Raw genomic sequence first — 26,237 nt, 5'->3', positions numbered from 1 at the left:
TTAATACGGTAAATCATCCTCTTTGTCTTCTTGTGAAAGATTGAAATCTTCTTTATTTCGTATCAAATTCAATATTCCTGAAGCTTCCATCATGTCATAATCAAAAATGTAAGCCGATGTTGCTGTGTCGCTAAATCGGTGGCTTCTGACTGCTCCAATGAAGTATTTCTTTGATTTGAAATAATTACGAAGTGTATTTTCTCCAATCACATCCACGCCTTCACGTGTTGAAACTTCTTTGTGATACAATTGATGCACTGCGTTTAATCGTAAAAACAAAACTCGTTTTCGGTTGTCGTTTGTCCACTCGATTTCCTTTTCTCCTTTTCTGCCTTGAAGCTTTAAACTTGCTGGCTTGTCGATAATAAAATGAGTGTCTTTCACTAAAAGCGGATAAGGTTGTCGGTCCAATAAATACTCCAGCGTTTTCCAGAATTCTGCCAATCCTTCACTTTCCACAATTAAATCAGAAGAATCAATTATCGCATTTTTACACAATTGGTACAACTCTTCATATTCAAATGGAAAAGTGAAGTGTCTCCATAAAATCGTGATAGGTGTCATTATTACCACATAATTTTGCAACATACGTTCCTGGTAATCGTGACCTTTTAAATCCTTTTTGAATCGGTTAATGATGTCGGCATACGTTTTCACATAACCTTTTTCAACTTCTTCTCTGTGCTCCACGATGTCTAATACTAACGAAGTCAATCCTTCTTCTTCCCACGATTTTAGCAAGTTGTATTCGTTAATTTCTTGCTGAGTAAAGTTTTCCTGCGGTTTAATAAAATGCTGAATTACCGAACGCGAGGTGATGGCGTTATCATCCCAAGATGACAAATACTGCGAAAGCATTACTAAGAAGCAATTCACTTTTGCAACTTTGGTTCTGTTGTCTCCTGTTGCCATTCCCAATTCACGACCACGATTATCGTATGATCCTTTTATCGATTGTAAAATTTTCAAGTCGATATTGTCGTGAAACTCTTCTAAAAGTGTGATTGCGTTTCGGGTTCTTCCAATTCTTCGTGAAAATGCTACCAATGTGGAACCGTTCAAATCGAATGCTGGTTGCTTGTAAGTGAAAAGCGAAGCCAAAGATTCGGCATACTTTGATTTTCCAGAACCTTTTTCACCTGATAAGAAAAGCAAAGGCGATACAGCGTGCGTTTTCACAAACAAATCACGAAACAAGGAAAAGAAAACCGATGATATTCCAATGATTGCCTTTTCGTTGTACACTTTTTGCATTTGCTTCATCCACGTGTCCATTGTTACAGGTGATTTTTTGAAAACAAAGTAGCGGTCATTTTCGTAAGGATCATCATCATCACGTGTGTGCTTGTATATTTCAGAAAATGCAGGAGAATAGTAATGTTTTACTTCTTCAAAATATTCTGATTTGTCCGCTGCTTCGGTTTCTACTTGCACGATTCCGTATTCGTTTACGTTTTTTACATAACCTTTGTAATACACGCAGTTAGCAAAAGCGAAAAAGCCTTCACGTTGCCAGCCTAACGTTTTCAATTCGAATGCCATAATGAAATCCGACAAAATTCTGTTTCTCATTAGCGTGAAATGTTGAGCCGAGAAGCTTTCATTCTTCACAAAATAACCTTCGTTAATCAAAGCTTCATCGAATTTGTTTTGCGAAACGAAATCCGAAGAATCAAAGTCAATCAGTTTTTTAGAGCCGTTTTCGTTGACTACTTCGCACAAACGTTTGTTGTCATTTTTACCATACACGTGGAAAAGTGGCGTGATTCGGTAGTTTGTTCCTTTCAAAAAACTTCCGTTTCTACCTTGAAACCAGCAGGAGTTTCCAATAGTGCAAAAGCGATACTTTTTAAACTCTTCAAAGTCGGCACCAGGAGGCAAACCTAAATCAATGGAAGTGGTATCATCTGCCGTTCCTTTTTCTATTTTTTCAATGGCTTTTGATGCGAAGTCGTTAATTCTTTGTTTCAAAGAAGCCAATTGTGTTTTTAGAATTTTGTTGCAATCCTTAACGTAGGTGTTGTGCTTAATATCATCTTTAATTTGATACAACATTTCAGCCACCGAAGTAACCGCTTCCGAAAGTTTATCAGGGTCGTTTGCCGCTTGATTTTTCAAAAACGTAGTTTTCCAAAGCACAGCATCTTGTGCGTTTTCAAAAATGAAATCTTTGATGTTTTCGTGCTTTCTTGAATACGAATCAGGGTCTTCTCCTTCAGGGAAAATAACTACCGAAACTTTAAAGCCATTAGCCAATAATTTGTTGATGTCTTCCAGTGCGGCTTTTGTTCCTGCTTTTGGATTTCCTTGCGCATCAAAGCCGTCATTGTCTCGGCAGATGATTACGTGAGCTGCAAACTTTTTAAGCAATAAGCATTGTTCATTTGTCAAAGCCGTTCCGCCTGATGCTAATGCCATATCACAACCGTATTGATGCAATGCAGTTACATCAGTATAACCTTCCGTTAAAACAGCGGTTTTGGTTTGCACCATACTTCGTTTGGCTTGGAAAATTCCATACAACGAACGTGATTTTGAATATACAATCGATTCTTTCGAGTTGATGTACTTTCTTCCGTTGTCTTTTGCTGGGTCATCATCGGCACATCGGCCACCAAAACCAATAACATTTCCGTTTACATCTTCAATTGGAAACATTAATCGGTTTTTGAAGAAGTCAAACGAATTGCCGTCTTTCACATTTACCAATCCTGAAGTTTTTCCAAGTTCTAATTTGGCAGTTTCAATAATTGGATTCGTTAAAGTTTTCCAATCATCAGGCGCAAAACCAATACCGAAAGTCAAAAGTGTTTCTTCTGAAATTTCACGTGCTGCAATCATTTTTTTAGTCCAATGATCAGCAGGCATTTGTTGCAATGCTTTTTGGTATTTTTTAGCTGCCCAATCCATCAAACGAAACAATTCTTCTTTCTCTGAGCGTTTCTTTTGTGCTTCTTCGGTTTCTTCTTCACGCTCCAGGACAATACCACAGATATGCGCTATTTTTTGAATGGCTTCATAAAACGTGCAGCTTTCTTTTTCCATTACGAACTTGATACCGTCACCTTTCTTTTGCGTGCTGTAACAAACAAAATTATTTTTAGCAGGCGACACTTTAAAACTTGGTGATTTTTCGTTTGGATTAAAAGGAGATTTACATTCGTATAGCGAACCACGACGTTGTAAATCAGCATAACGTGAAATTATGGTAATGATGTCGGCTTCTCTTACTTGATCTATTGAGGATTGTTTATACATACATTGTTTGCTATAAATTTTTCATGATATTCTTTAATTGTTAATTCCTGCGTCAAACAATCCGGGTTGGTGGATGATGAGTTGTGGCTCAATAACTTCGAAGGACTTAATGAGTTCGTCAATTTCTTGGCTTGTTTCTTGTTGAAGTCGTGAGTAATACCCACTCAACATTTTTTTATCTTCATAACTTATTGTATTTGAAATACTTTCTAAACCAATGATTTGTTGGATAACTTGTTCTCTTTTGGCTTCTAATGCTAAAACTCTTTCGCTTTTTTCTTTAGGTTGCATTTTATTCATTTTGATTAATTCAGAAAGAGCTGCAAAAAACACAATGGATTCTTCCTGTTCTGCTCTTGGTAGAATGAATTTCTTATAGGCTTTTTCAATAGAAACTTTGTGTACACTAGAAAGCTTGATTAATTTTTGTTTTTTGCTTTCAATACGTTGTTTGTAGTCATTTGGATAGTAGGTTTTTAAGATTTCTACTGCTTCTGTTCCTGTATATTGTAGTTTAATCGTTCCCATGATTATTGAATGATTTTATTAGAAATTGCTTTTGTTATTAATCCCGATTTTGAAAGCACATGAAACTTATCGAATAAGTGTTTTTTGTGGGTGTTCAAAGTAGATTCTGTAATTCCTAATTCATCAGCAATTAGTTTATCTGGTTTGTCAGAAGCTAAAAGCGTAACAATTTCAAATTCACGTGGAGTTAGTTTATTTCCGTCAATCGAAATACTTTTTGAAAGCCATTTAAGGCATTGGCAGTTATTTGAGCAGATGAAGTTATCGGCTTGTTTTAAATTACCGTTGGCATCAAAATCAGGTTCATGATCTGCTGCACCATAAATGCAAAAAGCAAAACGCTCTATTGCTTCGGATTGTGGTAAATTTTTTAAATCTTGGATAGCCACATCATCTGTAAGTAATTTTTCAAAAATGAGTGCTCTTTTGGTAGGGCTCAAATCTTCAAACTTGATAGTTTGTCCATTTGAAAGCGCATACACACGTTTTGTTTCAATACAACCAAAAAGTTCAGTTGATTTATCACCAATCATCAATCCTGCTGGAATTTGGTGAATTCTTTGATTTGTTGTACATTTGTCCATGATAATTTGTTAATCTTTTAAAGGTTAATGAGTGAATTTTAAACCCGAAGTGACCGCTTCGGGTTTTTTTATTTTAGTAAAAGCAGTTGTCCCAGATTTCGAGTTACACATTTTCATGCTTTGTACTATTCCCTACTTCTCACGATAGTAGGCAACTGCTTTTATTATTTTTCTAATTGTTTTCTTTTTTCTACATACATTTTTTGTTGTTCTAATCTTAAATTATAGACTTCCATAATAGCTAATTCAATGTCTATGTTTTCATTTTTTCCATTAAAAACTAATGAAATATACATTTTAGAAAAAGGTTCGCCTTTTTTATTAAAAACATTATCGTCATTAAGTTTTTTTAAAACATCCGCTATAAATGAGTGTTTTAAGACTTTTTTTAACTTTCTTCTTCTAGTTTTATTAATCATATATAAGTGCTATTTTATTAAGATTTTTAGTTTCGTATATTTACTTTATAATTGCTTTACAAATGCTTTACAAATGCTTTACAAACTTAACATACTTTTTTGTAAGTTACAAAACAATTTGTATGTTTTTTTAATAAATTTTATGGGACAAGGAAAAAGGCTGACTTATTATGTTGAAAAACAAGGTTTTACAAAAAAGAGTTTTTGTGAAATATATTCTCTTGAGTATAATAGTATGATAATGATAATGGCAGAAAAAAGAGGTTTAGGAATTAATGTATTGAATAGAATACATGAGATATTACCAAAATTGAATGTTCATTGGTTATTATATGGAGAAGGACCAGAAGAATTATTAGATGAACATGTTCATTTAATAAACGAATCACCTGAAATGTACATTACAAAAAATGATGCGTTTGAATATATGCTTTTGAAGTATATGGACAATCCAAAAATTAAAAATAAAATATATGAAATCATCCAACAAAAAAAAATTGGAAAATGAAAATGAATTAGTACTTGAAATAAGTATTTCAGAAGAAGACAGTGCACTTTTTAAAAGATTAAAAAAAATTGCTACTACTCACAAACTACCCAATAACTCAGGGAAAATAATAAAATAAAGGAATGTCTGATTACAGTCGAGGTCACTTTTTAAAAGCTTAACTAATTGAAAATAAATAAGTTAAGCTTTTTTATTTCTACTATTTAGTCTACATTGCTACTCAAAAACTAACCAATACGCCTTATTTTCCAGCCCACTCAGTAATAATTATCAATTTCCTGAATAAAAAAGGCATGCTTAACTTGCTTATGCTTCATAAATAATAAAGTTCAAATCCTTAAATCTAACCACGCAACAGATACATGCTTCGCTTTCGTGTATTTAACAACATGTCCGAAGTCAGATTGGTCGGAATTTTTAAAAAAATAATGCTTTAAGCTATTTTGGAGTGATTTTTTTAAAAATTGAGTAGGCTATTTCTAAGACTTCGTTGGTAAACAAAGTTAATTGGTGCTATATTGATTATAGTTCCGACTAACTCTTAAACTGAAACATTTTCTATTTCAACTATTTTTTTGTTTGCCATTGCTTAAATAATTATTTACACAATTCCTCTCATCCAAATTTAACTTCATACCTAATTCATTTCGATAAAATTTGAGTATTTTTCAAATAATACTTTTAATATCGCAACAAATTGATTTCAGCTTCAATAATATTTAAACTATAATTCATAATAAATGAATATATAAAATTGAAAAATCAAAAATTATTTTTGACAAAATTACTTTAAAAAAACAAATAGAAGTAAATATAAATTAAAAGAAGTCGTTTCAATAGTTATATTTTGAAACGGTTTTTTATTTTAAAAAATTGGTAGGAAGTAAATCGCCTATTCGTTTTGAAACGATAGCACCAGAAAATATAATGCTTTCATAATTAGTAAATACTCCATATGAATCTACATAAAATTCTGAGGTATAAAACTGAATTTTAGATTGTTCATTGTTATCAAACAACATATTAAATTGATTAACAAATTTTGTTTTTATTCCAATGCTTTTTTTAGGAACTACTTCTATTTTATACATCCCATTTTCTATTTGGGTTTGCTTAAAATGTAATTGAGGATTGGTAATAAAACTACCTTCGTAAAGAGTAAATTCTTTTTTATTCCAATTATTAGATATTAGATTTCTAAAAAAATGTAAAGTAGAACCGTTGTATGATTTTTGTCTTCTTTTATTTATTTTGCTCGAAGAATCAATCTCTGTAAACAATGAATTACCCGCATACTGAAACTGTGTAACGAATTCAGAATTCATACTAAACTTTCCAAAATTACATTGAAAATCAATCAATTGGTATTCAATTTTATAACCTAAATAGTTATTAATAATGATTAATGGTTGGTCAGAATAAGCAATTAAAGTCAACGTTTTTCTATCATAATCAAAATAAATCTCATCTTCATTTTCTATTATACAATTTTTTCCAGCAACATTAATTCCTAAAAATTGTTCTCTAAATAATTTTAGCATTTGCTTTCTTGAAAAAAAGTTTTGTCCTACAACAACCTCTTTCAATTCTTTTACTTCTTCTTTTAATATAACATTAAAAGAAGAAGTAATTTTATTGATCTGATAGAACTCTGATTTAAAACCAATGTTTCTAAAGACTAAAATTGAATTACTTTCTGATGAAATTAATAAAGAAAAATATCCGTTTTCATCTGTAATTGTTCCTATAGTAGAGCCATCAACATAAACTGAAACACCAAAAATAGGTTCTCCTTTTTCATCTTTAACAAAACCATCTATTTTGGATTGTGAAAATAAGAATAAGGGGAAAAGTAATAATACTTGAAGAAAAATTTTCATATAAACATTTATAAAACATCCAAACTTCCTTTTCCTTCACGAATGACTTCGGGTTCGTAACCTGTTAAATCGATAATTGTTGAAGCTACATTGTCTCCGTAACCACCATCGATAACCAAATCCACTTTGTTATTCCATTTTTCGAAAATTAATTCGGGATCGGTTGAATATTCAATTACCTCATCTTCATCATGAATAGATGTAGAAACGATAGGATTTCCAAGCATTTCTACAATCTGCAAAGCAATAATATTAGCTGGTACACGAATACCGACCGTTTTTTTCTTTCTGAATTCTTTTGGTAAATCGTTATTTCCTGGTAAAATGAATGTGTACGGTCCAGGCAAAGCGCGTTTTAAAATTTTAAAAGTCGATGTATCAATTTGTTTCACATAATCAGAAAGATTACTTAAACTCGAACAAACGAAAGAAAAATTTGCTTTTTCTAACTTAATTCCTTTGATTTTAGCCAATTTTTCAAGTGCACGAGAATTAGTAATATCGCAGCCTAAACCATAAACCGTATCGGTTGGATAAATCACTAAACCCCCATCTTTCAAAACGGCAACAACTTTTTTAATAGCCGCTTCGCTGGGTTTGTCTTCGTATATTTTTATAATTTCTGACATCTTAATTTTTGTTTAAAATTATTTTGTTTCACGTTTCAAGTTAACAAAAAGAACTTGAAACCTTAAACTTAAAACTTTCCTACCCAATCACCTCTAACTTAGCAAATCTCAATAACAATTTTTTCAATCCACCCACATCAAAACGAATTTCTGCTTTTTTATCGGCTCCAATTCCTTCAATGTTTACAATTTGTCCTTTTCCAAATCGTTCGTGCATTACGATATTTCCAACGTTTAAATTCGCATCTACGACATTAGAACTTCCTGAATTGCTCGAAACCGGTTTTAATCTTCTAATATTGGCTGAAGAAATAGGTTCATCTCGCGTTAAATATTTTGGTGGTGTTCCTGCGGTTGGTTTTGCTAAACGTAACTTCGATTTATCAATATCACCAAAAACATCAATATCCATAACCGGTTTATAACGATAACCTGAATCTACTGGATTCAAATATTCTAAGTATTCATCATTGATTTCTTCAATAAAACGTGAAGGTTCACTATCTACCAATTTCCCCCAACGGTAACGCGATTGTGCATACGTTAAATACGCTTGATGTTCGGCACGAGTTAAGGCTACGTAGAATAAACGTCGCTCTTCTTCTAATTCACTTCGTGTGTTCAAACTCATCGCACTTGGAAATAAATCTTCTTCTAAGCCTACAATAAACACATGGGGAAATTCTAATCCTTTGGCTAAGTGAATCGTCATCAGTGCTACCCTATCATCATCTCCAGTATCTTTATCTAAATCAGTGGCTAAAGCTACGTCTTCCATAAATTCGGATAACGCACCTCTAGCACCGTCGATTTCAATTTGTCCTTCAGTAAAATCTTTAATACCGTTCAATAATTCTTCGATATTTTCAATTTTGGCGATTCCTTCAGGCGTTCCGTCTTTCTTAAGCTCTTGAACCAATCCCGTTTTCTTCGTTACATGATCGGTTAAGAAAAAAGCATCTTGATTTTCGTTAATGACTTGAAAACTTTTAATCATCGTGACAAAATCATTCAATTTGGCTTTTGTTCCCGAATTCAGTTTCAAATCAATTTTATCAATGTGTTCCATTACTTCAAAAATAGAACGCTTGTAATGATTGGCCGCAACCGTTAATTTCTCAACCGTTGTGTCACCAATTCCTCTTGCCGGATAATTAATCACACGCACTAAGGCTTCTTCATCTTTCGGATTAATCACCAAACGCAAATACGCTAGAACATCTTTGATTTCCTTACGTTGATAAAACGACAAGCCTCCATAAATTCGGTACGGAATGTCGCGTTTACGCAAGGCATCTTCCATAGCACGCGATTGCGCATTCGTTCGATACAAAATAGCAAATTGCCCGTTCAACATTTGGTTTTGCATCTTTTGTTCAAAAATAGTTGCCGCTACAAAACGACCTTCTTCTCCATCGGTTAAACTGCGGTGGACTTTAATTTTTGGCCCATCATCGTTAGACGTCCAAACAATTTTATCTAACTTGGTTTTATTCTTGTCGATTACGTTATTTGCTGCTTCTACAATGTTTTTAGAAGAACGATAATTTTGTTCCAAACGATACAATTGTACATTTTCGTAATCTTTCTGGAAATTTAAAATATTATTGATATTCGCACCACGAAATGCATAAATACTTTGCGCATCGTCTCCCACCACGCAAATATTTTGAAATCTATCCGACAATGCACGAACAATTAAATACTGCGAGTGATTTGTATCTTGGTACTCATCTACTAAAATGTATCGAAAACGATCTTGATATTTCGCTAGTACATCTGGATAAAGATTTAATAATTCATTGGTTTTCAACAACAAATCATCAAAATCCATTGCACCCGATTTAAAACAACGCTCCACATATTGCTGGTAAATTTCACCCATACGTGGTTTTTTACTCATCGCATCGGCTTCTTGTAGTTCTGGATTATTGAAATAAGCTTTTACTGTAATTAAAGAGTTTTTATACGATGAAATTCTGCCTAAAATTTGTTTTGGTTTGTATATTTCTTTGTCTAATTGCATTTCTTTGATAATACCTCCCAAACAACGCAAAGAATCTTGCGAATCGTAAATAGTAAAATTAGAGGGATAACCTAATTTATCAGCTTCACTACGTAAAATTTTAGCGAAAACGGAATGAAAAGTTCCCATCCAAAGATTCTTAGCTTCGTTAGTGCCTACAATATCTGCAATACGCTTTTTCATTTCACGCGCAGCTTTGTTAGTAAAAGTTAAGGCTAAAATATTAAATGCATCAACTCCTTGACTCATTAAATTAGCTATACGAACCGTTAACACCCGAGTTTTACCAGAACCTGCGCCCGCAATAACAATCATGGGGCCATCTTTCTGCAAAACAGGTGCTTGCTGTGCTTCATTTAATTGGCTGATATAACGGTGCATTTCTTTCATAGGATAAATAACTTTTAACTAATTTACAAAAATACATTATGAAAAGGGTTAATACAAAAGAAGTTATTAACTCTTATTAAAACAACTAGAATAAATTGAAAATAAAATAAGTTTATATAAATAAATAATTTACTCAGCCAACTCTAAATTACTTTATATGACTAAAACATAAGTAACAAAAAAGACAAATAATTAGTGGGATATTTGACATATACATATGTAGTGGTTAAGTGAATTCCCATTGCAAAAAAACCAAGGACCACCGCTGACACTTAAGGATTAAAAGTAAAGCCAAGGCCAACACATAATGAAAGTACAAATCCTATTGAACTTACTAACATTGTAACTATACGCTTTCCAAAGGAAGCATTAGGTTGATAATACAAAATAACCAATCCTCTTAAACTAGCTTTTAAACCCATGGCCAATGCATCAAAGTACCTACCGTAAAAGAGTGGAATTCCTACACAAAATGAAGCTATAAAAGGAATATGGCGCGATCATTTACTCTTTTTTAATTCAAAAAATGCTTTTATAGTATTTACAATTGTGCTTTGCATAATTACATAGTGATTCGTCTTTATTGCGAAATACTAAATTCCTTAATCTCGTTAAGTTTGTTTTTAATGTGCTAATACAAAAAAATCCCAATCATTAGACTGGGATTCTTCTCTATATGTTATAAAAGGAAATTACTTAATAATTTCAATTTTTAATGCTTCTTCTTGGTTAACCGAATCAAAGAACCCTTGTTCGTTCATCCAATCATCGCTAAATACTTTACTCATGTATCTTGAACCATGATCTGGGAAAATGATAACCACATTACTGTTTTCATCAAACTCGCCTTCTTCAGCGTATTGTTTCACCGCTTGAAAAGCAGCTCCAGAAGTATATCCTACAAACAAACCTTCTTTTTTAGCTAATTCTCTAGTGGTATGAGCACTTTCTTCATCGGATACTTTGATAAATTTATCAATGATATCAAAATCAGTAGCTGTTGGAATTAAATTTTTACCTAAACCTTCAATACGGTATGGATAAATTTCAGCGTTATCAAACTCTTTCGTTTCGTGATATTTTTTCAAAACCGAACCAAAAGCATCAACTCCTAAAATTTTAATGTTTGGATTTTTCTCTTTTAAGTATCTAGCAGTGCCTGAAATAGTTCCTCCTGTTCCGCTACAAGCTACTAAATGCGTAATTTGTCCACGAGTTTGTTCCCAAATTTCTGGTCCTGTAGATTTGTAATGAGCATCCACATTCAAATCGTTGAAATATTGGTTAATATAAACCGAACCTTTAGTTTCTTCGTGTAATCTTTTAGCAACATTGTAGTAAGAACGTTCGTCATCTGCAGAAACATGAGCGGGACAAACATAAACTTTTGCTCCCATAGAACGCAACATATCTATCTTATCCTTAGATGATTTTGAACTAACAGCTAAAATACAATCATATCCTTTAATTATACTTACCATTGCCAAACTAAAACCAGTGTTTCCTGAAGTAGTTTCAACAATTGTATCACCAGGCTTTAAAATTCCTCTCTTTTCTGCTTCTTCAATAATATATAATGCGATACGATCTTTTGTAGAATGTCCTGGATTAAAGGCTTCAACTTTTGCATAGAAATTACCTGTTATATCAGCTGAAACTTTACTCAGTTTGATTAATGGTGTATTTCCAATTAATTCTAATACACTATTATAGGCTTTTATTTCTTCTTTCATATGAAGATATTGTTTTTTTAATGTTTCCAAAATACTATGCTTTACTAGCATTACCGTATTTTATACTATATTTTATGTTCTAAATTAGTCCAAATGACACTAATAAAACCTTGCAAATTTAACAAAAAAAAGTTTAACTACTTCTTAATTTTTTCTAAATCTAATAAAAATGCAAATTCTTTAGCTAATTCTTTTAAAGCTTCAAATCTACCCGATGCACCTCCATGGCCAGCATCCATATTCGTATCTAAAAACAATTGTTTATCATTTGTTTTCATTACTCTTAATTTTGCTACCCATTTTGCAGGTTCAAAATATTGCACTTGTGAATCGTGAAGTCCTGTTGAAACGTACATATTTGGATAAGCTTGAGCCTTAACTTGATCGTATGGTGAATACGAAAGCATGTAATCATAATATTTTTTTTCATTCGGATTTCCCCACTCATCATACTCTCCAGTTGTCAAAGGAATGGTATCGTCTAACATAGTTGTAATAACATCTACGAAAGGAACTTGAGCTATAACCCCATTGTATAATTCTGGCGCCATATTCACAATTGCTCCCATCAATAAACCACCTGCCGATCCACCTTCAGCATATAAATGTGCTGCCGAAGTGTATTTTTGTGCAATCACAAATTTTGAACAGTCAATGAAATCGGTAAACGTGTTTTTCTTTTTCAACAATTTTCCGTTTTCATACCATTCTCTTCCTAAATCTTCGCCTCCTCTAATGTGTGCAATAGCATAGATAAAACCTCTATCTAATAAACTCAAACGAGTTGATGAAAAATAAGGATCCATGGTAGCACCATACGAACCATAAGCATATAACAACAATGGATTGTTACCATCTTTTTGAATTCCTTTTCTATACACAATCGAAATTGGCACTTTCGTTCCATCAGTTGCGGTAGCCCAAACTCTTTCTTCGATGTAATTGTTCTTATCAAATTTACCACCTAAAACTTGTTGTTCTTTCAACACTTTTTTCTCCTGAGTTCTCATATTGAAATCAATAATAGAAGATGGAGTTGCTAAAGATTGGTAACCATAACGAAGGATTTCTGTATCAAAATCAACATTTGTAGTGGTATAAGCTGTATAAGTTTCGCTTGAAAATGGCAAATAGTACTCCCCTTTTCCGTTCCAAGGACGAATTTGAATTCTGTTCAATCCATTTGAACGTTCTTCCACTACTAAATAATCTTTGAAAATTTCGATACCTTCTAATAAAACATCTTTTCTGTGTCCGATTAAATCTTTCCAGTTTTCAGCAGAAGTGGTTGTTTCTGGTGTTTTCATTAATTTGAAGTTGGTTGCTTTGTCTTTATTAGTAACAATATAAAAGCTATCTCCAAAATGTGAAATCGAATATTCTAATCCACGTGTACGTTTTTGAAAAATTCTAAAAGCACCATTTGGGTTTTTAGCTTCTAAGATTTGATATTCAGAAGTTAAAGTACTTGATGAGCCAATTACCAAATATTTCTTTGATTTTTCTTTGTAAACAAATGTACCAAATGTATCGTCTTTTTCATGAAAAACAACAACATCTGCAGTAGCTTCTGTACCTAAAGTATGTTTATAAATTTTATCTGAGCGTAAAGTTTGAAGATCATTACGTGTGTAAAATAAGGTTTTGTTATCGCCTGCCCAAGTAGAACCTCCAGTAGTGTTTTCTAATTTTACAGGAAGAATTTCGCCTGTTTCTAAATTTTTAATTTGAATCGTATATTGTCTTCTTGAAACCAAATCCACTCCAAAAGCGGCCCATTTGTTATCTTCACTAATATTTAATCCACCTAAACTAAAATACGAATGCCCTTTAGCCATTTCATTACAATCGAATAAAATTTCTTCCTGAGCTTCTAAAGTTCCTTTTTTACGCGAATAAATAGGATAATCTTTTCCTGTTTCATAACGGGTAATATAGTAATAGCCATTGTAGAAATAAGGCACCGAACTATCGTCTTCTTTAATTCTGCTTTTCATTTCCGTAAACAAATCATCTTGCAACGGTTTTGTGTGAGCAGTAGATTTTTTGTAATATTCGTTTTCTTTATTTAAGTAATCAATAACTTCCGGATTTTCTCTTTCGTTTAACCAATAATAGTTATCAATTCGCTTATCACCATGCTTTTCTAAAGTTTTAGGAATAATTTTAGCAACCGGTGGCTGTAATTTATCAGACATTTTATTTGTTTTATTTTGACTGTGAATTGGAGCAAAAATAACACACCCCAAAAGGAAATAAGTTAATTTTTTCATGAAGTTTTACAATAATTATTAACCGCTAATTTACTATTTTTTAATGAAATTAAAATAATCATAATCGAAAAACTTTTTTTAAGCTATAGATAAAAAAATCGATGATAAATATAAAATTAATTCATACACCCTTTAAAAGTAGTATTTTATATTAAATAGTAAATTAATAAAGAATTTAATATAATGATTTATGAAGTCGTCTTGGTAAAATATGTAAAAAGGGCGAATTTCTATACCGAAATTCGCCCTTTTTTATAGATTTAAAAATATTATTTGGCAGCTAATTTTGCACTTAATTCAGATGAAATCGCTGATTTTTCCATTTTAATTTTTCCTGCCATAGTTTCTACTACGATAGTATCTTCATTCATTTCAGCAATTTTTCCGTGAATTCCAGATTTAGTAATGATTTTATCTCCTACTTTTAATCCTGATTCAAATGCTTTTTCTTTTTTGGCTCTTTGTTGTTGTGGTCTTATTAATAAAAAATAAAACACAGCAATCATTAATACAATTTGTATTGCTAAACTTGGATTCATAATTTGATTATTATTTAGCTACTACTTGGCAGCTGGTGTTACATTTGCTTTAATTTTGAACATTTCGTGTCCGTTAACTGTATTGGTTTTTAAAGTAACCGATTTTTCTTGTTCTCCTGGTTTACCTTTAGAATCAAACGATACTTTTATAGGCGCAGAATCTCCTGGTTTAATTGGCTCTTTTGGAGGTTGTGGCACAGTACAACCGCAACTCCCTTTAGCTTCATGAATTATTAAATCTGAATCGCCAATATTTGTAACCATAAATTCAGTTTCTACAATAGCACCTTCTGCAATGGTTCCAAAATCGTGAACTTCTTTATCAAATTTCACTTTTGCTAATTTTCCAGCTATAGCATTTTCAGTTTGAATAGCTTTCATATCAGCATCAGTAATTTTGTCTGCAACACTTTCTTTTTTACAAGCTACTGTTAACATCAATAACGAAAGGGTGAATAACCCTACTGATTTTCTTTTCATATTTTAAAATTTTTATAATAAACCTCTACCCGCTTTATTTAATTTTCCATCTCGGTCAAATTCTTTCACCAAGTTGTCTAAAATTCCGTTGATAAAAATACTACTTTTTGGTGTAGAATATTCTTTTGCAATTTCTAAATATTCGTTAATTGTTACTTTGGTTGGAATGGAAGGGAATTTTAATAATTCACAAATAGCCATTTTTAAAATAATAGTATCAATTTCCGCAATACGTTCTACATCCCAATTTGGCGTTTTATCAATATATTCTTTAGATAATTCTACCTCATTTAAAACAGTTCTTGTAAACAATTTTTTTACGAATTCTTTATCATCTCCATCTTTGTACACTTTAGGAATTACTAGAGTATCTTTATCCGATTTTAATTGCTTAATTTGTTTCACAATTAAAGTGTTAATTCCAGGTAAATCATCTACCCAAGTTAATTTATAATCTTCTAAATAGTCATACAATCTATCACTTGGAGCAATAACTTCAGTATATAAATCAATTAAAAAATGTTTGTCTTCTTCAAAACTAGTGGTTGACTTACTCATGTGATTTTTATACAAATCACTTTCCTTTACAGCCTCGATTAAAGCCAAAATAATATCGTCGTTTAATTTCCAGTTATTAATTTTATTATCTTCTAAAGCAGTTTCAAGCGCTTCCGATTCTGTTAATAAAACAAGAATTTTATTGTTTATAAAATTTAAATTTGGATTGCGTTCTTCTTTAGTTGCTAAATGCTTTTTTGAAGCCAAATCAATGTATTCTGATTCTTTCTTTTTGATTTCAACAAGTACTGAAAGCAATAATAGATACAAATTTTGGGTATTTTCAATACTTTGAAAAAGAAATTTTTCTTCTTTATCCAAATTATCTGATTGATGTTGATGCATGGCATAAATACTTTGCATCACTTTTACTCGGATATGTCTTCTGTTTAACATACTAATTAAGAACTTTATAAAATTAAGAGAGCGAAAGAATAACTCCTTTCGCTCTGCAAAAATACAATTTTATTTAAAATGAATTACTTCTTTAATTCATTTTTTGCATCATCAATACGTTTTTGTGCCATTGAAAAGGCTGCTTGATGCGTAGTAATGTTGTTATCATCTGCAAATTTGAAAATCTCTAATGCAGTATTATAGATGTTTTCTGTTTTTTCCATCACCTGAGCATTCGTCCATTTTACTAATTCAGAATACACATTGATTACACCACCTGCATTAATTAAGAAATCTGGCGCATATAAAATGCCTTTTTCTTTTAAAATTTTTCCGTGAATTGCTTCATTTGCCAATTGGTTATTAGCCGCTCCAGCAATAATAGACGCTTTAATATTGTTAATAGTAGCATCATTAATTGTTGCTCCTAAAGCACAAGGTGCATAAATATCTACTGCTGCACTATATAAATCATCACCTGAATAAATAGCAGCTCCGTATTTTGTTGCCACTTGATTTACTCTTTCTTCATTGATATCTGTTATAGTTACAAGGGCACCATTTTCTGTTAAGTGTTGTACCAATACTTCTCCAACGTGTCCAATTCCTTGTACCAATACTTTTTTACCCTCTAAAGAATCTGAACCGTATTTATATTTAGCGGCCGCTTTCATTCCCATGTAAACTCCGTAAGCAGTTACAGGTGAAGGATTTCCAGAACCTCCTCTATCTACTGAAATTCCAGCAACATATTTTGTAACTTCATTTACAGTATCCATGTCTTTGGTTTCCATTCCTACATCTTCAGCAGTAATATATTTTCCTGATAAAGAATCCACAAACTGACCAAAACGACGCATTAACTCAGGTGTTTTCTGTGTTTTAGCATCGCCAATAATTACAGCTTTACCACCACCTAAATTTAATCCTGAAATCGAATTTTTATAGGTCATTCCTCTTGACAAACGCAAAACATCATTTAATGCTTCCCATTCGTTTGTATAATTCCACATTCTAGTACCACCTAATGCAGGTCCTAAAACTGTGTTATGAATTCCAATAATTGCTTTTAATCCTGTATCTTTGTCGTTACAAAATACAACTTGTTCATGACCATCAAAAGAAACCTGACCAAATACTGGGTCTACTTTATGAAGCTCATTGGCTTTTAATAATTCTGTTGTCATGTGATATTAGTTGGTTTGAAAATTATTCACTATTCAATTACAATATTACGAATAATTTTAAATTGATTCAAAAAATTATATTTATTTTAATAATTTAGCAATAAAATGCCATAAAAAAAGATAATCATTCATTATCAATTGAGAACCATTTTAATCAATTTAATGATGAATAATTATCTCACATAAAAATATTATGAAAGAACTGCAATATTTAAACAAATACTTTGTCAAATATAAATATCGTTTCCTTTTAGGAATTATTATAACGATTGTTGCTCAAATATTTAAACTTTATGTTCCAAAGTTTTTTGGTGATTCTATTAGAGCAATTGAAAATACAGCAATTCCAAAAGATGAAGCGTATTCTATATTATTTAACAACTTTATCTATACTTTAATTGTTGCTTTAATTGGAGGATTTTTAACCTTTTTAATGCGACAAACACTAATTGTTATGTCGAGACATATTGAGTTTGATTTAAAAAATGATATCTACCAACATTATCAGACACTTACTCAAAGATTTTACAAACAAAATAGAACCGGTGATTTAATGAACCGAATTAGTGAAGATGTTAGTAAAGTAAGAATGTATGTAGGACCTTCTGTAATGTATTCCATCAATACGCTCATCATATTTATTGTAGTCATCATTCAAATGGTGTTAATTTCTCCTGAATTAACATTTTATTCTTTACTTCCCTTACCGTTATTGTCATACGGTATATTTAAAATTAGCTCTCAAATCCACAAAAAAAGTGGTTTATTCCAACAAAATCTTTCAACATTATCCTCTTTTACACAAGAAATATTTTCGGGAATTAGAGTCATAAAAGCGTATGCCATTGAAGTTAAAAAACAAAATGAATTCAATGCCTTAACAAACGATAGCCGAGAGAAAGCGATGGATCTTGCAAAAACGAACGCTTTATTTGGACCACTTTTAATATTACTAATTGGTCTTAGTAATTTAATTGTAATTTATGTGGGTGGAAACATGTATATCAATGGAACCATTCCAGATTTTGGTGTTATTGCTCAGTTTGTATTGTATATCAATATGCTTACTTGGCCAGTGGCATCATTAGGATGGGTATCTTCGTTAGTGCAAGAAGCAGAGGCTTCACAAAAACGTATTAATGAATTTTTAAAAGAAGAACCAGAAATTAAAAACACAAACCAGAACCATACTTCAATTGAAGGAACTATTAAATTTGACCAAGTTTCATTTGAATACGATGACACCAACATTAAAGCTTTAGACAACATTTCTTTTGAAGTAAAGAAAGGAAAAACTTTAGCAATCTTAGGAAAAACAGGTTCAGGAAAATCAACTCTTTTAACCCTTATAAGTCGTTTGTATGATACCAATTCTGGTACAGTTTACATCGACAACAAAGATATCAAAGATTTAAATTTATTTGATTTGCGCAATCAAATTAGTGTAGTACCACAAGATGCTTTTTTATTCTCAGATAGCATTAAAAACAACATCAAGTTTGGTAATGAAATGGCTACCGATGAAGAAGTAATTGAAGCGGCTAAAAAAGGGGTAGTTCATGATAATATTATGACGTTCAATCATCAATATGAAACCGTTTTAGGAGAACGTGGAATTACTTTATCTGGCGGACAAAAACAACGCGTTTCTATTGCTAGAGCTTTAATTAAAAACGCTCCTGTTTTACTTTTAGACGATTGCCTTAGTGCTGTGGATACTGAAACAGAAGAAACAATTTTAAACAATTTACTTACGTATTGTAAAGATAAAACTACCATTATTGTTAGTCATCGAATTTCTTCAGCTAAAAATGCAGATTCTATCATTATCTTAGATGAAGGTAAAATTGTGGAACAAGGCACTCATTCTCAACTAGTAGAACTTAATGGTTACTACAAAGAGTTGTACTTAAAACAACTTTCGGAAAAAGAAATTGATTAAATTTTTGTTTAATCCATTTTTTTTTTAGATTTTTGAGACGCTATAAACTAATTAATTTGAAAGAAAGAATTATGAGAGAAAATGACATGTTAGAAAAAGAAGAAATTTTTTCTAAAGTATTGCGTGCAGGAAGAAGAACGTATTTCTTTGATGTAAGAGCTACAAAAGCAGATGATTACTACATTACCATTACTGAAAGTAAAAAATTCACAGAAGAAGATGGTTCTTTTCATTTTAAAAAACACAAAATTTATTTGTACAAAGAAGATTTTGCTGCTTTTAGAGAAATTTTAGACGAAATGACCGATTTTGTTTTAGATCAAAAAGGAGAAGAAGTGATTTCAGAAAGACATCAAAAAGATTTTAAAAGAGAAACCTATGGTGACGAAAGCGATGATGTAAAAACATCTGAAAGCTTTACCAATATTGACTTCGACGATATTTAAATTATAGATTACATAATAAATCCCAAACTCAACTGAATTTGGGATTTTTTTTATCCAATGCGCAAACCATTTGCTACAGGAATATCTGAAGTCAGCAATACAATATCATTCTCCTCGCCTACTGAACCCAAAACTAAACATTCGCTCATAAAATCAGCAATTTGCTTTTTTGGAAAATTGACAACTGCAATAATCTGTTTGCCAAGTAATGCTTCTTTAGTGTAACGCTTTGTAATTTGGGCAGATGTTTTTTTAATTCCTAATTCCGAACCAAAATCAATCGTTAATTGATAGGCTGGTTTATTTGCTTTAGGAAAATCTTGTACTTCTAAGATAGTTCCTACTCGCATCTCAACCTTTTCAAAATCGTGCCAAGTTATCATATTTATAAAATAAAAAAGTACAATTTACAATCGTAAATCATACTTTAGTTGATGTGTAATTTGGGCTTTACTTTACAAGTATTAACTCCTAACAAAGTATAAAGTGGACAAAACTGCACTGAAGAGATAAAAATCACAACAGCACCAACACCTAAGGCAACCCATTTAAATATACCTTCTAACATGCCTGAAAGTCCAAAATTAGCGCAATCACACCGAGCATAACTCGCAAAAAGCGATTACCTGTTCCTATATTTTTTTTCATAATCTAAGCGTATTAAGTTTATTTTACCGTTGGTTTATCAGCGCTATTCCAATTAGAAATTCCGCCTTCTAAATCTGTAATATTTTTAAATCCTAATTCTTTCAATCTTGCAGAAGCTTTAGCACTTCTTCCACCCGATTTGCAATAAACCATAACAGGTTTTTCTTTATCTAAATTAGCAACATTAGCTTCAAAATCATCCGCCAAAAAATTAATATTGACAGCGTTGGCTATATGTCCCTCGTTAAATTCTTCGGGTGTACGAACATCAATTAACTGAATATTTGGCTCAGTAATTTTTTTCTCATACTTAGCCACATCTAATACTTGAATCCCATCGGTATGATTCTTTAAACAAGAAGTCAATCCTAAAAACAGGAACAATAAACTCATTACTTTTATCTTCATAAATCTAATTTTTAATTTGAATTAAATATACAAAAAAAAATTAATTCAAATGAGAACTAATAATTTGTATTAAATCTTTTGTGCTCAACAAACCTGATTGACGCCAAAGCATTTTCCCTGTTTTAAACAGCATAAAAGTTGGTACTCCACGCACCATAAAATGATTCGCCAAATCTTGATGTTGGTCAACATTTACTTTTATAATTTTAACTGAATCTTTTAGATTTACTTTAACTTCTTGCAATATGGGCGACATCATTTTACAAGGCCCACACCATTCGGCATAAAAATCTACTAAAACCAAATCATTACCGTTAATTATTTCATTAAATTTTGCATTCATAACTTCTATTTTAGCTTCTCAAAGGTACATCATAGCCTTTTGCTTATATGTAATAATTGTTACATAAGTCTAACATGATAAATATCATTTTTTATTATTTTCAATCAAAGTAAGTTTGTATTGTGCTAAAATTCTATAATTATGTCAGTCTCTATAGTCCAAAAATACAATGTACCCGGACCCCGTTATACCAGTTACCCAACAGTTCCTTACTGGGAGGAAGAAAAATTCCATTTAGAAGATTGGAAACGAACTTTATTACAATCGTTCAAAGAAACAAATCATACGGAAGGAATAAGTTTGTACATTCACCTACCTTTTTGTGAAAGTTTGTGTACATTTTGTGGTTGTAATAAAAGAATCACTAAACGTCATGAAGTTGAAGACCCTTATATTACGGCAGTCATTAAAGAATGGAAATTGTATTGTGATTTATTTCCAAGAAAACCTATAATTCGAGAAATTCATTTAGGAGGTGGAACGCCAACCTTTTTTTCTCCAGAAAATTTAGAGCGACTTATAAATGGTATTCTCCAATTTGCAACAATTGCTCCAGAACACGAATTTAGTTTTGAAGGTCACCCAAACAATACAACCAAAAAACATTTACAATCGCTATACGACTTAGGATTTAGAAGAGTTAGTTTTGGCGTGCAAGATTATTCAACAACAGTTCAAGAAGCCATACATCGCATTCAACCTTTCCATAATGTGGCAAAAGTTACGTTTTGGGCAAAAGAAATTGGATATACATCAATTGGGCACGACTTAATATTTGGTCTTCCCTTTCAAACAATTACAGAAGTTAAAGACACTATTGATAAAACAAAATCATTATTTCCTGACCGATTAGCATTTTATAGTTATGCCCATGTGCCATGGATTAAAGGCAATGGTCAACGCGGTTTTAATGACGAAGATTTACCTAAAGATGATGAAAAACGTATGTTGTATGAAGAAGGTAAAAAACAATTAGCTCAAAATGGTTACCACGAAATTGGAATGGATCATTTTGCGTTAGATAAAGACAGCTTATATACTTCTTTCAATGAAGGTAAGTTACATCGTAATTTCATGGGCTACACCGCATCTAAAACACAACTGATGATTGGATTAGGTGTTTCTTCTATAAGTGATAGTTGGTACAGTTTTGCACAAAACGAAAAAACATTAGAAGATTATTATACCCATTTAGAAGAAAATCAATTGCCTATTTTTAGAGGACATTTACTTACTCCTGAAGATTTAATTATTAGAAAACATATTTTGAATTTAATGTGTCAATTCACTACTTCATGGAAAGACAACAGCTTAGATTTTCCAGAACTTTCAACAGTGCTAAATAGTTTAGAAGAAATGCGAGAAGATGGTTTACTTACCATTCAAAACGATACCATTACAGTAACCGAAAAAGGGAAGCCTTTTGTTCGAAATATTTGCATGGCTTTTGATTTACGTCTTATTAGAAATGCACCAGAAACCAAGCTGTTTTCAATGACAATATAATGAAACTTGAAACCTGAAACCTAAAATATAGAAACTATTCATAACGTATATAAGCTGGCTTAGACAACTGAAAATCGTATAAAGTCAAATTATTATTTTCAAAGGAGTTGATTTTCATGATGTTGTCGCCTTCGAACGGAATGGTGGGATAATATGAAAATGAAATTTGAAAACTATTGAAAATTAAAAAATCATTATTGATTAAGGCTCCAATACTAAATTTTGAATATACTTTACTTGAAAGTAACGCATTTTCACCAGCAATAGAACCTAATGTTGCATTAAAATAAGGGCTAAAGCGGAAACCATACCAACTTCCAGGAATATACGATTGCGTTTGAAAAGAAACACTCCATTTTTGAACACCATTTAAACGACTATTAAACCCTGGCAAACCATCACTTTCTAATAGATTTAAACGATCTTTAAAAGAAGCGTCACGATTATTTCCACAAATAAAAGTTGGTTTAATAAACTGTCTGAATCGCCAACTTCCAACATGCAAAAGCGGACTAAAATAATTTAATCCTAATTTAAAAGTAGTTTGCTCAGTTGAACCCGAATTATAGAAACTTCCCCACTCGGCAACTCCACTAAAGTAACCCATTTTAAATTTTTTACCATACGAAACACTAATACCTGAATACATTCTTGAAGTGCTGTTCTTTTCTTGGTGCCCAATAATCAATGCAATATTTTCTCCATACGGAATATCCTCCTCAATTTCAAAATTGAATAAAAAGGTATCTTGATAGAATTTTTGTTTTGAAAAACCAATCATTCCCACCCAATTTTTCTCTTTTGAAAAATATAAACTTGGGTCTAAAACAACATCGGGTTGACGTCCAAAATTTTTCTGATTGTAGGTTAGTGCCAAAACCAAATTATTAAAATAACGATTAGGATTAGATTTAGAGTTAATCTTAAAAGCTCTTCCATACCAATATTCCTGCAAATCATATGAAATAACTTGCGGATTAAGCAAATCATCCACTGGAAATTGTTCGGTTTGCATACGGTTTTCAAAAAAAACACCGCCCGCATTTTTAGCAATAACAGAGTAAAATGGTCGATTAATGTTTATACTTCTTCTACTATCATTATTATATTCATTAGCATAATCCAAATCCAATTTAATATAAGTATTTTTAATGTTATTGATAGAATATTGTCCATAAACAGCACTTTCATTTGTATTAAATCGATTTTTAATATTGCCACTTATTAAATGTCCAAAACCTAAAATATTTCGCTCGGTTATTTTAACACTGCTTTCATTTGAAGATAAACTACCCGTAGGAATTAAAGTCCAAGAATCTAAAGCTCGAATTGTAACATCTACAGAATCAACACTATTAGGAATATCTATCGCAACAATATCAACTTCACGAACATAACGTTGACTTCTTATTAAACGTTCCGATTCTTGTAATAGTTTTGAGTCTAACTTATCATATTTTTTAAAGAGCATAATATTGCGAATGGTAATCTCTTTTGTCTTGATATGAACGGCATTTCCAAAATTTTCTAACTTGCGCTTAGGTTTCTTTTTCACATTTGAAACAGAAAAACCAAACGGATCCAACGTTTCAATGGTGATATTTCGAATAATTTTACCTTCCTGATGTTCTCCAACCCCATTTTCATGCTTTTTTGTGGGAACAGGAATTATATTTTCAACTTTTAATGCCGATTCTCTAAAAAGCAACTTATAAATAAAGCGCGAAAATTTACTCCTTCTCGAAAAATCATTAATATCCTTATATATTGAAACACTATCCTTCTCTTGAATAATTTCCTGAGCTTGTACTCCCAAAGAACTTAAACAAAAGATAAAAACAAATATGAATAGCATTCTTTTTTTCACCCAACAAAAATAGTTCTATAAAATTAAAAATTTGTTATATAATTGACCTAATATGTTATAAAAATACTCTTTATTTTAGAATTCACTATCAAAATTCAATCCAAAAAGTTTATGTACCTTTGCAAACAATTTTATTTACATTATGAAGACGTTCCAAGAATTCGATTTACCAAAATCACTACAAAAAGCATTAGACGAATTAGGTTTTGTTCACGCTACACCTATTCAAGAAAAATCGCATGCAGTTATTCTTTCAGGAAGAGACATGATGGGAATTGCACAAACAGGTACAGGGAAAACCTTTGCTTATTTATTACCTATCCTTAAGCAATGGAAGTTTCAAAATAACGAATCAGCCAGAATTGTTATTTTAGTTCCAACGCGTGAATTAGTAGTACAAGTTGCAGAAGAAGTTGAGAAATTGACTAAATACATGAGTGTACGAACGCTTGGAATTTATGGAGGTGTCAACATCAATACCCAAAGAAAAGCACTAGCACAAGGTGTAGATATTTTAGTAGGAACACCGGGTCGTGTAATGGATTTAGGTTTAGATGGTGTATTGCGTTTCGACGAATTACAAAAATTAGTCATTGACGAATTTGATGAAATCTTAAACTTAGGATTCCGTGCACAATTGACATCCATTTTATCCATGATGCGTGGCAAAAAACAAAACATCTTATTCTCGGCTACTATGACTGAAGAAGTAGATGCAATGTTAGACGAATATTTCGAATTTCCCGTAGAAGTTTCTTTAGCACAAAGCGGAACGCCGTTAGAACAAATTGAACAAATCGTATATCAAGTTCCAAACTTTTTGACCAAATTAAATATGTTAAAACATTTGGTTCGCGAAACCGAAACCATGGAACGTGTGTTGATTTTTGTCAACAACAAACGTATTGTTGATTTGGTTTTTGAAACCTTAGACGAAGAATTTTCAGAGCAATTTGGAGTAATTCACTCCAATAAATCGCAAAATTACCGTTTAAATACGATGGCTTCTTTTCAAGCAGGCGAATTAAGAGGCTTGGTTACAACCGATATTATGGCGCGTGGTTTAGATATTTCGGATATCACACACGTCATCAATTTACAATTCACAGACGAACCAGAAAAATACATGCACCGTATTGGTAGAACGGGTCGTGCCGATAAAACCGGTATTGCCATCAGTTTGGTTTCGCCAAGTGAAGTAGAAAGTAAAATTGAGGTTGAATTGTTAATGAATACCGAGATTAAAGAATTTCCACTTCCCGAAGATTTAAAAATCGAAGAACGCTATTTAGACTTCGAAAAGGAAAAGAAAAAAATGAAATTCTTGTTGAAAACCCCTAAAAAAGAAGGGGGCGAAGCTTTTCACAAGAAAAAAGATAAAAATGCCAAAGTAAACCTTGGCGGCCCAGGAAAACGTAAACCCCGCAAAACCGAATCAAGAAATAGAAACATCGAACGTAAAAGAGACGAGAAGAGAAAGAAAAAATAGTATCAAAACTAGAAATTCAATCTTCGTCACTTCGAGTGATTTTAAAAAGAAAAAATATTGTTTTTTTTTTTTAAATTATATCGAGAACTTAAAAAACGATATAAAACCACCGTCACTTCGAGTGATTTTATATTTTAAAAACCCAAGTTTTTGAAATATAAAATTGTATCGAGAACAACTGAAATCTTTTCTATTTTTAC

At 31.8% G+C, this 26,237-nt stretch carries 24 protein-coding genes; 6 read left to right on the top strand and 18 right to left on the bottom strand.

The window, feature by feature from the left end:
* From dnaG to RSE15_RS00650, 4 genes are all read right to left on the bottom strand, one after another.
* On the bottom strand, nt 1-3,258 hold the full coding sequence (dnaG, locus tag RSE15_RS00665; protein ID WP_324069068.1) for a DNA primase: 3,258 nt from the start codon (nt 3,256-3,258) through the stop codon (nt 1-3).
* Nucleotides 3,259-3,291: 33 nt separating this feature from the next.
* Complete coding sequence (locus RSE15_RS00660) at nt 3,292-3,786, bottom strand: hypothetical protein (protein WP_324069067.1); 495 nt, start codon at nt 3,784-3,786, stop codon at nt 3,292-3,294.
* 2 nt (nt 3,787-3,788) lie between these two features.
* Nucleotides 3,789-4,370, bottom strand: a complete 582-nt coding sequence (locus RSE15_RS00655; RefSeq protein WP_324069066.1) for a response regulator transcription factor — start codon at nt 4,368-4,370, stop codon at nt 3,789-3,791.
* Between the two features lie 164 nt (nt 4,371-4,534).
* Nucleotides 4,535-4,789: a hypothetical protein gene (locus RSE15_RS00650; protein ID WP_324069065.1), complete on the bottom strand. Its 255-nt coding sequence runs from the start codon at nt 4,787-4,789 to the stop codon at nt 4,535-4,537.
* A gap of 247 nt (nt 4,790-5,036) precedes the next feature.
* Here RSE15_RS00650 and RSE15_RS00645 point away from each other — a divergent pair, with 247 nt between their 5' ends.
* The gene (locus RSE15_RS00645; RefSeq protein WP_324069064.1) at nt 5,037-5,297 is read left to right on the top strand and encodes a hypothetical protein; all 261 of its coding nucleotides are present in this window, start codon (nt 5,037-5,039) and stop codon (nt 5,295-5,297) included.
* The gene (locus tag RSE15_RS00640) at nt 5,263-5,415 is read left to right on the top strand and encodes a hypothetical protein (RefSeq protein WP_324069063.1); all 153 of its coding nucleotides are present in this window, start codon (nt 5,263-5,265) and stop codon (nt 5,413-5,415) included. The genes RSE15_RS00645 and RSE15_RS00640 overlap by 35 nt, the downstream gene beginning before the upstream one ends.
* 742 nt (nt 5,416-6,157) lie before the next feature.
* On the opposite strand, the gene RSE15_RS00635 is transcribed toward RSE15_RS00640, so the two are convergent.
* The 9 genes from RSE15_RS00635 to RSE15_RS00595 all read right to left on the bottom strand — a co-directional run bounded on the left by RSE15_RS00635 (nt 6,158) and on the right by RSE15_RS00595 (nt 17,388).
* On the bottom strand, nt 6,158-7,177 hold the full coding sequence (locus tag RSE15_RS00635) for a carboxypeptidase-like regulatory domain-containing protein (protein ID WP_324069062.1): 1,020 nt from the start codon (nt 7,175-7,177) through the stop codon (nt 6,158-6,160).
* Between the two features lie 8 nt (nt 7,178-7,185).
* Nucleotides 7,186-7,806 (bottom strand): L-threonylcarbamoyladenylate synthase, encoded by a 621-nt coding sequence (locus tag RSE15_RS00630; protein WP_324069061.1) that lies wholly within the window; start codon nt 7,804-7,806, stop codon nt 7,186-7,188.
* 79 nt (nt 7,807-7,885) lie between these two features.
* Complete coding sequence (locus tag RSE15_RS00625) at nt 7,886-10,213, bottom strand: ATP-dependent helicase (protein WP_324070388.1); 2,328 nt, start codon at nt 10,211-10,213, stop codon at nt 7,886-7,888.
* Between the two features lie 701 nt (nt 10,214-10,914).
* Nucleotides 10,915-11,955 carry a cysteate synthase gene (locus tag RSE15_RS00620; protein WP_324069060.1) on the bottom strand — a complete coding sequence of 347 codons (1,041 nt, stop codon included), beginning with the start codon at nt 11,953-11,955 and terminating at the stop codon, nt 10,915-10,917.
* A 137-nt stretch (nt 11,956-12,092) separates the two neighbouring features.
* On the bottom strand, nt 12,093-14,153 hold the full coding sequence (locus RSE15_RS00615) for a S9 family peptidase (protein WP_324069059.1): 2,061 nt from the start codon (nt 14,151-14,153) through the stop codon (nt 12,093-12,095).
* Between the two features lie 344 nt (nt 14,154-14,497).
* Nucleotides 14,498-14,767 carry a preprotein translocase subunit YajC gene (gene yajC / locus RSE15_RS00610; RefSeq protein WP_324069058.1) on the bottom strand — a complete coding sequence of 90 codons (270 nt, stop codon included), beginning with the start codon at nt 14,765-14,767 and terminating at the stop codon, nt 14,498-14,500.
* Between the two features lie 21 nt (nt 14,768-14,788).
* Nucleotides 14,789-15,247: a DUF1573 domain-containing protein gene (locus RSE15_RS00605; RefSeq protein WP_324069057.1), complete on the bottom strand. Its 459-nt coding sequence runs from the start codon at nt 15,245-15,247 to the stop codon at nt 14,789-14,791.
* Between the two features lie 12 nt (nt 15,248-15,259).
* On the bottom strand, nt 15,260-16,201 hold the full coding sequence (gene nusB, locus RSE15_RS00600; protein WP_324069056.1) for a transcription antitermination factor NusB: 942 nt from the start codon (nt 16,199-16,201) through the stop codon (nt 15,260-15,262).
* An 83-nt stretch (nt 16,202-16,284) separates the two neighbouring features.
* Nucleotides 16,285-17,388, bottom strand: a complete 1,104-nt coding sequence (locus RSE15_RS00595; RefSeq protein WP_324069055.1) for a Glu/Leu/Phe/Val family dehydrogenase — start codon at nt 17,386-17,388, stop codon at nt 16,285-16,287.
* A 193-nt stretch (nt 17,389-17,581) separates the two neighbouring features.
* Here RSE15_RS00595 and RSE15_RS00590 point away from each other — a divergent pair, with 193 nt between their 5' ends.
* The gene (locus RSE15_RS00590) at nt 17,582-19,330 is read left to right on the top strand and encodes an ABC transporter ATP-binding protein (protein ID WP_324069054.1); all 1,749 of its coding nucleotides are present in this window, start codon (nt 17,582-17,584) and stop codon (nt 19,328-19,330) included.
* A 71-nt stretch (nt 19,331-19,401) separates the two neighbouring features.
* Nucleotides 19,402-19,776 (top strand): PUR family DNA/RNA-binding protein, encoded by a 375-nt coding sequence (locus RSE15_RS00585; protein ID WP_324070386.1) that lies wholly within the window; start codon nt 19,402-19,404, stop codon nt 19,774-19,776.
* A 50-nt stretch (nt 19,777-19,826) separates the two neighbouring features.
* Here RSE15_RS00585 and RSE15_RS00580 read toward each other — a convergent pair whose 3' ends face one another.
* The 4 genes from RSE15_RS00580 to trxA all read right to left on the bottom strand — a co-directional run bounded on the left by RSE15_RS00580 (nt 19,827) and on the right by trxA (nt 21,175).
* Complete coding sequence (locus RSE15_RS00580; protein WP_324069053.1) at nt 19,827-20,159, bottom strand: tRNA-binding protein; 333 nt, start codon at nt 20,157-20,159, stop codon at nt 19,827-19,829.
* A gap of 44 nt (nt 20,160-20,203) precedes the next feature.
* On the bottom strand, nt 20,204-20,344 hold the full coding sequence (locus RSE15_RS12855; RefSeq protein ID WP_416380762.1) for a YgaP family membrane protein: 141 nt from the start codon (nt 20,342-20,344) through the stop codon (nt 20,204-20,206).
* Between the two features lie 98 nt (nt 20,345-20,442).
* The gene (locus RSE15_RS00575; protein ID WP_324069052.1) at nt 20,443-20,832 is read right to left on the bottom strand and encodes a rhodanese-like domain-containing protein; all 390 of its coding nucleotides are present in this window, start codon (nt 20,830-20,832) and stop codon (nt 20,443-20,445) included.
* 40 nt (nt 20,833-20,872) lie between these two features.
* Entirely contained in the window at nt 20,873-21,175 is a 303-nt protein-coding gene (gene trxA / locus RSE15_RS00570) for a thioredoxin (protein WP_324069051.1), read from the bottom strand.
* A gap of 141 nt (nt 21,176-21,316) precedes the next feature.
* Here trxA and hemN point away from each other — a divergent pair, with 141 nt between their 5' ends.
* Nucleotides 21,317-22,681 carry an oxygen-independent coproporphyrinogen III oxidase gene (gene hemN / locus RSE15_RS00565; protein WP_324069050.1) on the top strand — a complete coding sequence of 455 codons (1,365 nt, stop codon included), beginning with the start codon at nt 21,317-21,319 and terminating at the stop codon, nt 22,679-22,681.
* 34 nt (nt 22,682-22,715) lie between these two features.
* Here the strand turns inward: hemN and RSE15_RS00560 are convergent, their stop codons facing one another.
* Nucleotides 22,716-24,536, bottom strand: coding sequence for a hypothetical protein (locus tag RSE15_RS00560; protein WP_324069049.1), 1,821 nt, complete (start codon nt 24,534-24,536; stop codon nt 22,716-22,718).
* Between the two features lie 154 nt (nt 24,537-24,690).
* On the opposite strand from RSE15_RS00560, the gene RSE15_RS00555 reads away from it, so the two are divergent.
* Nucleotides 24,691-26,037 (top strand): DEAD/DEAH box helicase, encoded by a 1,347-nt coding sequence (locus RSE15_RS00555; protein ID WP_324069048.1) that lies wholly within the window; start codon nt 24,691-24,693, stop codon nt 26,035-26,037.
* The last annotated feature ends 200 nt before the right edge of the window (nt 26,038-26,237 follow it).

This window comes from Flavobacterium sp., assembly GCF_035195345.1.
Classification (GTDB): Bacteria; Bacteroidota; Bacteroidia; order Flavobacteriales; family Flavobacteriaceae; genus Flavobacterium.
The sequence above is the reverse complement of the archived record's forward strand: the minus strand, read 5'-3'. Positions and strand labels throughout refer to the sequence as shown.